General features: G+C 45.1%; 14 protein-coding genes. 2 read left to right on the top strand and 12 right to left on the bottom strand.

What is annotated here, in order from left to right; genetic code table 11:
- Nucleotides 1–52 precede the first annotated feature (52 nt).
- Nucleotides 53–2002: a histidine kinase gene (locus tag RDS42_RS07055; RefSeq protein ID WP_308783015.1), complete on the top strand. Its 1950-nt coding sequence runs from the start codon at nucleotides 53–55 to the stop codon at nucleotides 2000–2002.
- A complete protein-coding gene (locus tag RDS42_RS07050; protein WP_308783014.1) occupies nucleotides 1999–3522 on the top strand; it encodes a response regulator in 1524 nt (507 codons plus the stop codon). Before RDS42_RS07055 ends, RDS42_RS07050 begins: the two co-directional genes overlap by 4 nt.
- Before the next feature lie 81 nt (nucleotides 3523–3603).
- On the opposite strand, the gene rpsI is transcribed toward RDS42_RS07050, so the two are convergent.
- The 12 genes from rpsI to RDS42_RS06990 all read right to left on the bottom strand — a co-directional run.
- Entirely contained in the window at nucleotides 3604–3996 is a 393-nt protein-coding gene (gene rpsI, locus RDS42_RS07045) for a 30S ribosomal protein S9 (RefSeq protein WP_308783013.1), read from the bottom strand.
- A gap of 17 nt (nucleotides 3997–4013) precedes the next feature.
- Entirely contained in the window at nucleotides 4014–4442 is a 429-nt protein-coding gene (gene rplM / locus RDS42_RS07040; RefSeq protein WP_156352525.1) for a 50S ribosomal protein L13, read from the bottom strand.
- Nucleotides 4443–4706: 264 nt separating this feature from the next.
- Complete coding sequence (gene atpC, locus RDS42_RS07035) at nucleotides 4707–5108, bottom strand: ATP synthase F1 subunit epsilon (RefSeq protein WP_308783012.1); 402 nt, start codon at nucleotides 5106–5108, stop codon at nucleotides 4707–4709.
- 12 nt (nucleotides 5109–5120) lie between these two features.
- On the bottom strand, nucleotides 5121–6515 hold the full coding sequence (atpD, locus tag RDS42_RS07030) for a F0F1 ATP synthase subunit beta (RefSeq protein ID WP_308783011.1): 1395 nt from the start codon (nucleotides 6513–6515) through the stop codon (nucleotides 5121–5123).
- A gap of 41 nt (nucleotides 6516–6556) precedes the next feature.
- Complete coding sequence (atpG, locus tag RDS42_RS07025; RefSeq protein WP_308783010.1) at nucleotides 6557–7423, bottom strand: ATP synthase F1 subunit gamma; 867 nt, start codon at nucleotides 7421–7423, stop codon at nucleotides 6557–6559.
- Nucleotides 7424–7443: 20 nt separating this feature from the next.
- Nucleotides 7444–8973: a F0F1 ATP synthase subunit alpha gene (atpA, locus tag RDS42_RS07020; protein WP_308783009.1), complete on the bottom strand. Its 1530-nt coding sequence runs from the start codon at nucleotides 8971–8973 to the stop codon at nucleotides 7444–7446.
- A gap of 16 nt (nucleotides 8974–8989) precedes the next feature.
- A complete protein-coding gene (gene atpH / locus RDS42_RS07015; RefSeq protein ID WP_308783008.1) occupies nucleotides 8990–9529 on the bottom strand; it encodes an ATP synthase F1 subunit delta in 540 nt (179 codons plus the stop codon).
- Entirely contained in the window at nucleotides 9526–10029 is a 504-nt protein-coding gene (gene atpF, locus RDS42_RS07010) for a F0F1 ATP synthase subunit B (protein WP_177273897.1), read from the bottom strand. Before atpF ends, atpH begins: the two co-directional genes overlap by 4 nt.
- A 48-nt stretch (nucleotides 10030–10077) precedes the next feature.
- A complete protein-coding gene (atpE, locus tag RDS42_RS07005; RefSeq protein WP_177273911.1) occupies nucleotides 10078–10359 on the bottom strand; it encodes an ATP synthase F0 subunit C in 282 nt (93 codons plus the stop codon).
- 54 nt (nucleotides 10360–10413) lie between these two features.
- Nucleotides 10414–11172, bottom strand: coding sequence for a F0F1 ATP synthase subunit A (locus RDS42_RS07000; RefSeq protein ID WP_308783007.1), 759 nt, complete (start codon nucleotides 11170–11172; stop codon nucleotides 10414–10416).
- Between the two features lie 77 nt (nucleotides 11173–11249).
- Nucleotides 11250–11660, bottom strand: coding sequence for a hypothetical protein (locus tag RDS42_RS06995; RefSeq protein ID WP_308783006.1), 411 nt, complete (start codon nucleotides 11658–11660; stop codon nucleotides 11250–11252).
- A 69-nt stretch (nucleotides 11661–11729) separates the two neighbouring features.
- On the bottom strand, nucleotides 11730–12051 hold a 322-nt coding region (locus RDS42_RS06990), incomplete at its 5' end, for an AtpZ/AtpI family protein (RefSeq protein WP_308783005.1).

The raw sequence follows: 12051 nt of genomic DNA, 5'->3' as shown, positions 1-12051 counted from the left end.
AATAAAAAATAATTCATGCATTATGTTTACATACATGTTACGGAGGTCCCAAATGAAATTCATCCATATGATCCGCACAGCAAAACAAAAATGGAATTCTCTGGTAACAAGACAGCTCCGAAAGGTGGGTATCTTTAAACGCCTGAATGTTTCCTTTCTTGCACTCCTGCTTATCTCAGCGCTGTTTCTTACCTTTTTTTCCTTTTTTCAGTATTCCAGAGAGATCAATCTGAACCTTACCCGCTATACCTCTATGCTGGTTCAGAACACCCGGCTGAAAATACAGGATACCATGGAAGAATATGAAAATATGGCGCTTAATTTTTATAATGACAGCCGGATCATCAGAGCTATCTCCGAAAATTCTTCTCTGCCGGAAAACAGAAGTCCCGGTCAGGAGCAGCTGTTTCAGACAAACACCTTTCTGATCGAAAACAGGCTCTATTCTTTGCGCCAGAACAAAAAACATATTGTAAACATCCAGTTTGTCACTCCCTCCCGTCAGTACCATATGGTAGAGGATAACGGCTTTCAAAGAGGCGGCACTATCCGGGATCTGGATGCCTTTTACAAGTCCGATTTCTATCTTGTTCCACAGGATAAGCGGGGATATCCTGTCTGGATGGACGACAAAGAACAGACAGGGATTTTTTACAAAAATGAACAGGTTGTCTATGGTTTTGCAAATATCATCACCATGGAAATTGCTGTATATGAACCAAATACCAGAGATTTTCTGGGTATACTGCTTTTTAACATTGACCGCAGTACCTTTTCCGATATCGAAACTCCTTCCGGAAACAACGACCAGGGAAATATTTTCCTGATCGGAAAAAGCGGAGTACTTACCTGGTTTGATCCCAGCATCAAATCTCCTTCTTTTCCACGTATTCCGGAACTTTTTGAAGAAATGCTACAAAAAAGAAAAAGTATAGAACAGATTCAGCTGGACCGCCAGAACATTCTTCTGGCTTACGAACAGATTCCTGACACAGAAATGTTTGCCTGCTACATTGCCAGCCTGGATACACTATTGGCACACTCCTACCATATCCGGAATCTCTGTGTCCTGGTATTGATCGGCACAGTGATTGCCTGCTTTATACTTTCCTATTATGTTACCTTCAGCATTTCAGATCCACTGAAAAAACTGAACCGAGTCATGAAAAAAACAGGAAGCGGTAAATGGACAGCCCGATATGAGAACAGCGGACATGACGAGATCACTGCACTGGGAGATCGTTTCAACGAAATGGCTGAAAACACCAACCAGCTGATCGACCAGGTATATCTCTCAGAAATTCACCGTCAGAAGCTGCAGCTCAGCTGGAAAAATGCCCAGTTAGACGCTATGCTTATGCAGATCAATCCACATTTTCTTTATAATACTCTGGATATCATCCGCTGGGAGGCCATGTATGAAGCAGACGGGGAAAGTCCGGTTACAGAAATGATTGAAAAATTCAGCCGCCTCTGCCGTCTGGGAATGAAAACAGGAGGCAATACCATCACACTCAGGGAAGGAATCGAACATGCTTCTATTTATCTGGATGTGATTAATTTCCGCCACAGCGAAAAAATACAGCTGTTCCTGGAAACAGAGGTAGACGATCAGTCTGTTTACATTCCGCAGTTTATTCTTCAGCCAATCATGGAAAATGCCGTCGTCCATGCTTTTGGAGATGCCAGCAGCGGATATTTTATCAGAATCCATTCTTCAGCCTGCGATAATGTCCTTCATATTCTCGTGGAGGATAACGGACGGGGAATGGAAAAAAACGAACTTCACTCTCTTCAGCTTTCTCTGAACAGAGATGAAGCTCCGGACGAAAGTATCGGACTGGTAAACGTCAACCAGCGGATCCGGCTTTTTTACGGGGAATCCTATGGACTGCAAATCTCCAGTACTCCTGGAAAAGGCACCCGGATAGAAATTTTGCTTCCCCTTAGAAATCATTCTGAAAATATGACAGACATCACAGGAGGTACAGACAGCTTATGACCTATCAGGTATTAATCGTAGATGATGAAGAAATTGTATGCCGGGGACTGACCCGTTTTGTAAAATGGAACAACTATGGTTTTCAGGTGGCCGGAACTGCATCCGATGGAGAGGAAGCTCTGTCTCTGCTCAAAAAAACACATATTGATGTTGTGTTTATGGATATCCGTATGCCGGGAATGACAGGACTGGAGCTTCTTAAGATTCTCAGAAAAGAATATCCTGCAGTTAAAGCTGTAATCCTGAGCGGATACTCTGATTTTTCCTATGCCCAGGAGGCCATCCGTAATGGTGCCATCGACTATCTGACCAAACCTGTTGTCCTGAAAGACATTGAAGTGCTTCTGGAACGTCTCCGCGGAGAGTTTGCCATCCGTCAAAAAGAATCACAGATTCACACCAATCGCCTGGAAGCCCTGCTATTATCCTCAGCCAAAGGTTATTCTCAGATAGACTCTGACAGATATGATCTTCCGAATCTGAAACAATGGTATGGATTTTCTATGATATTAAAAAACAAGGAATTGTGCCAACAGGATATTGATTTAAAAAAACAGCAGATGAGAAACCAGCTTACATCTCTGATTCCCTCTGCCATATTTCTGGATGATGAGATATTTTCACTTTTTGTTCTGCTTCCCTGGGACTCGGATTCTTCCTTTGATTCCCTTACCTCTCTTCTGGAACAGCTTTGCTCTGGTCTTGAAGAATGGTTTTGCGGTGCCAGCAGCCGGAAATTCGGGCTTGAAAAGATCCACGAGGGCTGGGAGGAAGCACGCAGAGCACGTCATTATCACCGTGCAGGTACCAGAGATTCTATCATCCTCTACCAGAATATTGAGCAGCTTTTTTCAGCCGGTTCTCAGTCTCTTCAGGATATCCTCCCTGAAATTTTCCGCAGACTTACGAATCCGGAGACACGTATAAATGCCATTCCCTTATTAGAGGAAACTTTGTGTTCAATTCTGGAGCAGACCCCCTCTCTTACACAGTACCAGACCGCCTGTATCAGTTTCCTGATCGAACTGAACAGCTATCTGAAAGATCTCCGTCTGAACGAGGAAGAACTGCATGCACGCCTTAATTCCACCCTCAGCCAGATTCTTCTGGCACGAAATCATAAAAGCAGTACAGCTTCTATGACTTCCTATATAGAATGGCTTATTTCACTCCTCAACCGATCTGATGAACAGACACTGAGTAAGGATGTCATCCGGGAAATCCAGCTTTTTATCTGCCAGCACTACGCAGAAAATATCAGCCTGAACTCTCTGGCAGAGCAGTTTTATCTCCATCCCAATTACCTGAGCCGCCTCTTTAAAGAAAAAACCGGCCGCAATTTTATAGAATATCTCACAGAAATACGAATGGAAAAAGTAAAGGAGCTCCTTCGAAGCTCCGACAAAAAAATTGTTGAGATCTGTGACATGACAGGATATGATAATCCCCGATATTTCAGTAAGGTTTTTAAACAATATACCGGAATGACTCCCAGAGAATACCGGGAAACTATAGAATGATAAACGAAAGATAACTTATAGATATAAGAAACCCCGGAAATGAATGTTTCCGGGGTTTTGTCTTCTCTGATAATCTTAAAATTATCGTTTAGAGAACTGAGGTGCTCTACGAGCTGCTTTGAGACCGTATTTCTTACGCTCTTTCATACGTGGATCACGTGTAAGGAATCCAGCAGCTTTCAGAACTGGTCTGTACTCAGCGTCTGCCTGAAGGAGTGCTCTTGCAACGCCGTGTCTGATAGCACCAGCCTGTCCTGTATATCCGCCGCCTTTTACGTTAACGAGAACATCAAATTTGCCCTCTGTCTCTGTAGCAGTAAGCGGCTGACGAACGATTACTTTCAGTGTTTCAAGACCGAAGTACTCGTCGATATCTCTTTTATTGATTGTGATTTTGCCTGTACCAGGTGTAAGGTAAACTCTTGCGATTGATTTCTTTCTTCTTCCTGTTCCGTAGAATTTTGCGCTAGCCAATGTTTCCTACCTCCTCATTAAAATGTTAAGACTTCCGGTTTCTGAGCCTCATGCTTGTGCTCCGGTCCGGCATAAACAAAAAGTTTCTTGTACATGGTTCTTCCCAGAGGTCCCTTCGGAAGCATGCCTTTAACTGCCAGCTCAACAACCTTTTCCGGTTTCTTAGCCATCATTTCTTTTAATGTGGTCTCTTTCATTCCGCCCACATAGTCGGAGTGGTGATAATAGATCTTCTGATCCATTTTCTTTCCTGTAACTTTGATCTTGTCAGCGTTTACGATGATCACGTAGTCGCCTGTGTCTACATGCGGTGTAAACTGAGGTTTGTTCTTTCCTCTTAATACACTTGCAACACCAGATGCCAGACGGCCCAGTGTACAGCCTTCTGCGTCAACTACATACCATTTTCTCTCGATTTTATCTGGATTAGCCATATAAGTCTGCATGGTTTTACCTCCTGTTATTTATCAACGATTAAATAATTTGTACAACCGCGGAGTTCCGCGATAATGAATAATTCCTGGTGATCAGTGCAAATAGATAATCGCGGAAATGTCCGAAACCGCTGATAAAAAACACCTTTGCCGGGGCTTTGGCTCAGGAGTCATCGCACTACGTCACATTGAGTAATTGTACTATACGCAATTCCTTCTGTCAACAGTTTTTTCCAGGTTTTTACGTTTTTCCAAAAAAAATCTCCCGCCTCAATGCTACTGTTTTACACTCAGGCGCACCATTGCTCTGTGAAGCTTGGCTTTTGCAATCTTATAATCCTGCTCGCTGAGACCGGTACGGCTCAGTTTTTCTTCAGCTTTTTTCTTAGCTTTTTCAGCTCTGTCCTCGTCAATATCTTCCTTCCACTCCCAGGTAGTTGCCAGAAGATTACATTTGCCATCCATAACCGAAAGCATTCCTCCAATGCAGGCTGCATCCCGTCTGGTGCCATCTTCCAGGATCACATGAGCCTCGCCCATGCCAAGAGCTGTACAGAAATTACAGTGACCGGCAAGAATTGCCAGGTCACCTGTAATACTTCTGCATACTACCCGAACCACTTCCCCTTCAAAGAGAAGACCATCCGGGGTTCCGATCTGTAATGGAAAGGTGCTCATAAAAAGCCTCCTTTACTGCTTCTTCGCTTTTTCAAATACTTCGTCAATGGTACCGGAGAAAAGGAAACAGCTCTCCGGAACCTCATCACAGTCTCCGTCCAGGATCATACGGAAGCCACGGAGAGTTTCCTTAAGAGGAACATACTGTCCCGGCATGCCGGTAAACTGTTCTGCTACAGAAAAACTCTGAGACAGGAATCTCTGGATCTTACGGGCACGATTTACAGAAAGCTTATCGTCTTCAGAAAGCTCATCCATACCCATGATAGCAATAATATCCTGCAGTTCTTTATATCGCTGCAGCACCTGCTGTACACGGCGTGCAATCTCATAATGCTCTGTTCCTACTACCTCAGGAGACAGGATACGGCTGGTAGATTCCAGAGGATCCACTGCCGGATAAATACCCTGGCTGGCAATATCACGGGAAAGTACCGTGGTTGCATCCAGATGTGAGAAGGTTGTTGCCGGAGCCGGGTCTGTCAGGTCGTCCGCAGGTACATAAACAGCCTGTACGGAAGTAATAGATCCTTTTCTTGTAGAAGTGATACGCTCCTGCAGAGCACCCATCTCTGTAGCAAGTGTAGGCTGATAACCTACCGCTGACGGCATACGTCCAAGCAGGGCGGAAACCTCGGATCCTGCCTGTGTAAAACGGAAAATATTATCAATAAACAGAAGCACGTCCTGATTTTTTACATCACGGAAATACTCTGCCATAGTCAGACCTGAAAGGCCCACTCGCATACGCGCTCCAGGCGGCTCATTCATCTGTCCGTAAACCAGGGCAGTTTTATCAATAACTCCGCTTTCTTTCATTTCATTATAAAGGTCATTTCCCTCACGGGTACGCTCTCCAACTCCGGTAAATACAGAAAGTCCGCCGTGAGCAGTAGCTACATTATGGATCAGCTCCATAATAAGGACTGTTTTTCCTACACCTGCACCACCGAACAGACCAATCTTACCGCCTTTTGCATAAGGACAGATCAGGTCTACGACTTTAATACCTGTTTCCAGGATTTCTGTAGCTGGCGTCTGCTCCTCATAAGAAGGTGCCGGACGATGGATTGCCCAGTGTTCCTTTGTTTCCGGTGCCGGAAGATTATCTACCGGTTCACCCAGAAGATTAAATACACGGCCCAAACACTCTTCACCTACCGGAACGGAAATCGGACCGCCGGTATCTAATGCTTTTGTGCCGCGTACCAGACCGTCTGTGGAACTCATAGCGATGCAGCGGACCGTATTATCACCGATCTGCTGAGCCACTTCCACGATCAGCTTTGCGCCTTTGTTGTCAATTTCAATGGCATTGAGAAGTGCCGGCAGTTCATCATGCGCAAAGCGGATGTCCAGAACCGGACCGATGACCTGCACAACTTCGCCAATGTGTTTCTCGCTCATCTATGAATCTCCTCTAATTTTTGTTATAGACCGTGGGTTATTTATACACCCTCGGCACCTGCAACAATCTCCGTGATCTCCTGCGTGATGCTTGCCTGACGGGCACGGTTATAATACAGATTTAACTGGTCGATCATCTCACCAGCATTCTTGGTTGCCGCATCCATGGCAGTACGTCTGGCAGCCAGCTCGCTTGCCTGGCTTTCACAGACTGCGCCATAAATAAGGCCTGCCAGATATTCCGGTACGATCGCATCGAAAACGTCTGTACTTCCCGGCTCGTAGAGAATCAGATTTCTTGATACGGAAGGTTTCTCTCTTTTTTCCGCCTCTTCCTTAATATCCGTAAGAGGAAGGATCGAGAAAACATCTGGTTTCTGGGAAAGCATGGACACAAACCCCGTATAACAAAGCTGGATATGTCCGAATGTCCCTTTGCGGAATTCCTTACAGAGCAAATGTGCGATCTCAAAGCAGTCGCCTACAGAAATATCTGCGACCTCTCCAAACTCTTCAGTGACCGCCTCTACCTCTTTACGGCTGTAATACTCTACTGCTTTTTTTCCAATAGGAAGGACCATATAATCCCGGCCTGCGCTGTCTGCTTCCATACATTTGAACAGGTTTGCATTATAGCCCCCTGCCAGACCACGGTCTCCGGCGATCACTACATAGCAGTATTTATTGCTTTTGGATTCCGCCGCATAAACAGAATTAAATTCCGTATTATTTACAGCAATTTCCTTCAGGGTTTCATACAGGGTGCGGAAATAAGGTCTGCAGACCTCTGCCCGCTCCTTTGCCTTACGCAGCTTGGAGGATGCCACAAGTTCCATTGCCTTGGTAATCTGCATAGTGCTCTGCACACTCTTGATACGCAGCTTTACCGCTTTCATGTTTGCAGCCATTCTGTTTCCTCCTAATCACTTTATTTTACAGGTCTTGCATCAAGGAAGTTCCGGGTAAATTCTTCCAGAGCTTTCTTTAACTTATTTTCTGTTTCTTCTTCCAATTTTCCTGTGGTACGGATATCCTGCATAGCAGCCATTCCGTTCGCATCTGAATCCAGGAAAATAAACAGTTCTTTTTCGTACTGACGTACATCCTCTGTCTTTACTTCAGCCAGGATTCCTTTGGTAACTGCATACAGAATCGCAACCTGTTTTTCTACCGGAACCGGCTCATTCTGATTCTGCTTCAGAACCTCTACAATACGGGCACCCTGATCCAGACGTGACTTGGTATCTGCATCCAGATCAGAGCCAAACTGAGCAAAGCTCTGCAGCTCACGATACTGAGAGTAAATCAATTTCAGTGTACCGGCTACTTTTTTCATAGCCTTGATCTGCGCGCTTCCTCCAACTCGTGATACAGAGATACCCGGGTTTACCGCCGGCATTACGCCGGAGTGGAAAAGCTCTGTCTCCAGGAAAATCTGACCATCTGTAATGGAAATAACATTTGTAGGAATATAAGCGGATACGTCGCCTGCCTGTGTTTCAATAATAGGAAGCGCAGTCAGAGAACCTCCGCCGTGTTCGTCATCCAGTTTTGCCGCACGTTCCAGAAGTCTGGAATGCAGATAGAATACATCTCCCGGATAAGCCTCTCGTCCTGGCGGACGGCGGATCAGCAGGGAAAGTGCACGATATGCAACCGCATGCTTGCTCAGGTCATCATAGACGATCAGTACATGCTTGCCTTTGTTCATAAAATATTCACCCATTGCACATCCGGAATATGGTGCAATGTACTGTAAGGGGCTTGCTTCAGAGGCAGTGGCCGCCACTACCATGGTATAATCCATGGCTCCGTTTTTGGTAAGGGTCTCTACCAGAGAAGCAACCGTAGAACGTTTCTGTCCGATCGCTACATAGATACAGATCATATCCTTACCCTTCTGATTGATAATAGTATCTACAGCCAGAGCAGTCTTACCTGTCTGACGGTCACCGATAATAAGCTCTCGCTGGCCTCTTCCAATAGGGATCATCGAGTCAATGGCCTTGATTCCGGTCTGAAGAGGTTCATGTACAGAACGTCTTTCACAAATTCCCGGAGCCGGGCTTTCAATTGCCCGAAATTCTTCTGTTACAATAGGTCCCGCACCGTCAATAGGCTGTCCCAGCGCATTTACAACACGGCCGATCATAGCGTCTCCTACCGGAACCGATACGACCTTTCCAGTACGTTTTACGGTCTGGCCTTCGCCGATATTTTCATCGGAACCAAATAATACGATAGAAACACTGTTTTCCTCAAGGTTCTGTGCCATGCCATAGCTTCCGTCCTCAAACTCAAGAAGCTCTCCGGCCATACAGTTTACAAGACCGCTTGCTCTGGCAATACCGTCACCAACCAGAAGGACAGTACCTGTCTCATCCTGTTTGATGGAATTTTCGTAATATTTGATCTGACTGCGGATGACCCTGGATATTTCTTCAGGTTTTAATTGCATGTTTCCATACCATCCTTTAAACAATTATTTCATCAAGTTTTCTGGAAAGAGATGCCAGGCGTCCCTGAATCGTTCCATCATAGGATCTGCCCTCCAGTTCTACACGAAGTCCCGCTACCACAGAAGCATCCTTCTTCTGTGTCAGAGATATCTGTTTGCCGCTGACCTTTTCCAGTTTCTGTTTCAATGTCTCCATCTGTGCATCACTAAGCGCCACTGCACTGGTGACAACTGCCTCAGCGATTCCGTTATCTGCATGATAACGGCGTCTGAACTCATCACAGCAGCCGCCATACTCTCTGAGAATGTTGCGCTCACACAGAAGTTTAATAAAATTCACCAAATATTTTTCCGCCTGTGTACCAAAGGACTGATCTACCAGAGAAGTTCTTTCCTCCCAGGGAATGGACGGTTCACAGAGAAGCTTCATATAATCCGGATTTTCCCAGAACAGCCTTCTGATTTCCTCCATCTGCTCTCCTATGGTTTCCACAAGATTTTCCTCGACAGCAAGCTCATACAGGCTGCCGCCGTAGACTCTGGCAGTCTGTGTCATGATGTCTCACCCACATTCGCAATAAAATCATCTATGAGTTTCGCGTGATCTTCTTCAGAAATCTCCCTTTCGATCACCTTGCCCGCAATCTCCATTGCCATTCCGCCAATTTCATCTTTGATCTCATTGACTGCTTTGCGCTTTTCCTGTTCAATATCTGCTTCTGCTTTATTTTTCATGGCAGCCGCCTGACGGGAAGCCTCACGAAGAAGCTCCTCACTCTGGGCGGAGGCAGTCTTCTGAGCAGAAACCACGATCTCATTTGCCTTATTTTTTGCCTGGATCATATCCTGCTCATACTGAGACTTCATAGCCTCAGCTTCCTCCCTGGCCTTTACCGCATCCTGAATCTGTGCATCTGCCATTTCTTTGCGTTTTGCCAGTATGTTATTGATCGGTTTAAACAAAAAGCGTTTGATCAGATAGACCTGCAGAAAAAGGTTGCAGATCTGTGCAATGAAGGTCCAGGGCACAATACCAACTAATTCCTGTACCTGCATAAGTTTAACCTCCTGTTCTTATACCCGGCTGTTATAAATATGCCGCAATTATCCCAGGAACTTCATGAACATGCCCGGTGCAACAAAGATCAGAAGAAGACCTGTTACAAAACCGTAAATACCGGTTGTCTCTGCGATGGCACAGCCAAGAAGCATAGTAGAGGTTACGTCACCTTTGCACTCCGGCTGACGTCCGATTGCCTCAAGAGCCTTTGCAACTGCATTACCTTCACCGATACCAGGTCCGATACCTGCGATAAGTGCACATCCTGCTCCGATTGCACAGCCTGCAAGAGCGATACCTTTTGCTAAAATAGTAAAATCCATAATATGTTCCTCCTGTTTTCTTTTTTTATTCTTTATTCAGTTTTTCTTTTCAAACAGCTATTCTTCTGCAGCATTTGCAATATACATAACTGTCAGCATACAGAAGATAAAGGCCTGCATGAATCCTGAAAACCAGTCAAAATAGACGGACAGGATTGCAGGAACACCCACATCAAGGATGGGGATCTGTGAAAGGACATTTCCCAGTACACCGGGAAGCAGTCCCAGAAGTGCGGAGCTGGCCACTGCCAGAGCGCCATAGATCAGACCATTGATAACTACGCCGGAAAGAATGTTTCCAAAATGACGGCATGCCATACTGATCGGCGTTGCCAGTTCGGAAAGCACATTAAAGGGTGTCATAATGGCGATCGGGGTGGTAAAGCCTTTCAGATATCCGCCAAAGCCGCCTGTCTTGATCTTTTGTGCAGTGATCATGATAAATACCACAACTGCCCAGGCTGCCTCCGTGGAAAGATCTGCCGTAGGACTTCGAAGTCCGATAAGACTGATCAGGTTGGACACCACACTTGTTACAAACAAGGCAGCTACAAACGGGATCATATGACGGAATTTTTCGCCCATATTCCCAACCACAAACTTATTCGCCTGCTCCACCAGCATTTCCGCAAGTGCCTGTCTTTTGGAGATATTCTCCACTTTCAGGTCATGAGTCAGCCAGATACACAGACCAGTGATCAGAAGCATGACGATCCAGCTTACAACCATGGTCTCGCTGATCTGAAGGTCTCCCAGAATAGGAATGTCCGTTGGAATGGTAAAATAGACTTTTGCCCCGGATATATCCAGATCCATATACGTTTACACCTCCTGTCTTTTTAAAATATATCTATAGAAAACCGCTGTTCATAGATTACAGTCAGTCTTTTATCTTATTGATTTTTCTTAAAAAGTGCATTCAGTTTGATTCCTGTAGAAGGAAATAAAAGCGGTACAAGACCTGCTGCAAATTGAAAACAGGGAGCTACTATAGCTGCTACTGCCCACAGCATCTGAAGAAGCATTCTCTGGGAATAGCTTGCCTTCAGCCTTGCATGGGCTGCTCCCTCTTCCTCACAGGCTGCCACTTTCTGTACGGTTAATCCCATAAGAAAAAAATTCAGGACAGCAATTATTCCGCCGCCGATCCCTCCAAGGATCACTGTATAGTCAAAAGGCACCTTTTCCGGCAGGACACTGTGAAGAATTCCAAAAACGATCCACATCAGAACAAGCCCTGCAATGGTATAAAGTGCCACTTTTTTTGTTTCTTTTTTTACCGCCGGCTGGATATCAGCAAACATATTATTTCTCCCCTTCTGTAATAAAATACTGTATTTTCTTCTTTTTCAGACATACTCCTCATAAATCTTCTATATATGTCTGTTGAAAGACACTTTTTTCTTTTTTGTTTTCTCATCCTTTTTCTGACGGTCCGTAACGTGTAAATACAGTTTATAGGCCACCATAAAAGAACCTCCCAGCCCAAAGAAAAAGCCCGGGATATAAACCCATGCCCCGATTCCCACATGGATATTCAGCCACCAGCAAAGAGCAAGACACAGAAATATCGGTGTCACAAAAGACAGACCGAACTGCGTCAGCATAGTCATATTTTTTATAATGTCGGTCCAGTTCTTCATTCTGGTTTCTCCTTTAAAATAGTCTGTCATTCTTTTTGATAGTTTCTGAAGT

It is taken from the genome of uncultured Blautia sp. (genome assembly GCF_902497045.1).
Classification (GTDB): Bacteria; Bacillota; Clostridia; order Lachnospirales; family Lachnospiraceae; genus Blautia_A.
Note: the sequence above shows the minus strand (reverse complement) of the source record. Positions and strands in the feature narration are given on the sequence as shown.

Coding starts and splice junctions, on each gene's coding strand:
- RDS42_RS07055 (WP_308783015.1), top strand. CDS start 53: ATGAAATTCATCCATATGATCCGCACAGCAAAACAAAAATGGAATTCT.
- RDS42_RS07050 (WP_308783014.1), top strand. CDS start 1,999: ATGACCTATCAGGTATTAATCGTAGATGATGAAGAAATTGTATGCCGG.
- rplM (WP_156352525.1), bottom strand. CDS start 4,442: ATGCAGACTTATATGGCTAATCCAGATAAAATCGAGAGAAAATGGTAT.
- atpC (WP_308783012.1), bottom strand. CDS start 5,108: ATGAGCACCTTTCCATTACAGATCGGAACCCCGGATGGTCTTCTCTTT.
- atpD (WP_308783011.1), bottom strand. CDS start 6,515: ATGAGCGAGAAACACATTGGCGAAGTTGTGCAGGTCATCGGTCCGGTT.
- atpG (WP_308783010.1), bottom strand. CDS start 7,423: ATGGCTGCAAACATGAAAGCGGTAAAGCTGCGTATCAAGAGTGTGCAG.
- atpA (WP_308783009.1), bottom strand. CDS start 8,973: ATGCAATTAAAACCTGAAGAAATATCCAGGGTCATCCGCAGTCAGATC.
- atpH (WP_308783008.1), bottom strand. CDS start 9,529: ATGACACAGACTGCCAGAGTCTACGGCGGCAGCCTGTATGAGCTTGCT.
- atpF (WP_177273897.1), bottom strand. CDS start 10,029: ATGCAGGTACAGGAATTAGTTGGTATTGTGCCCTGGACCTTCATTGCA.
- RDS42_RS07000 (WP_308783007.1), bottom strand. CDS start 11,172: ATGGATCTGGATATATCCGGGGCAAAAGTCTATTTTACCATTCCAACG.
- RDS42_RS06995 (WP_308783006.1), bottom strand. CDS start 11,660: ATGTTTGCTGATATCCAGCCGGCGGTAAAAAAAGAAACAAAAAAAGTG.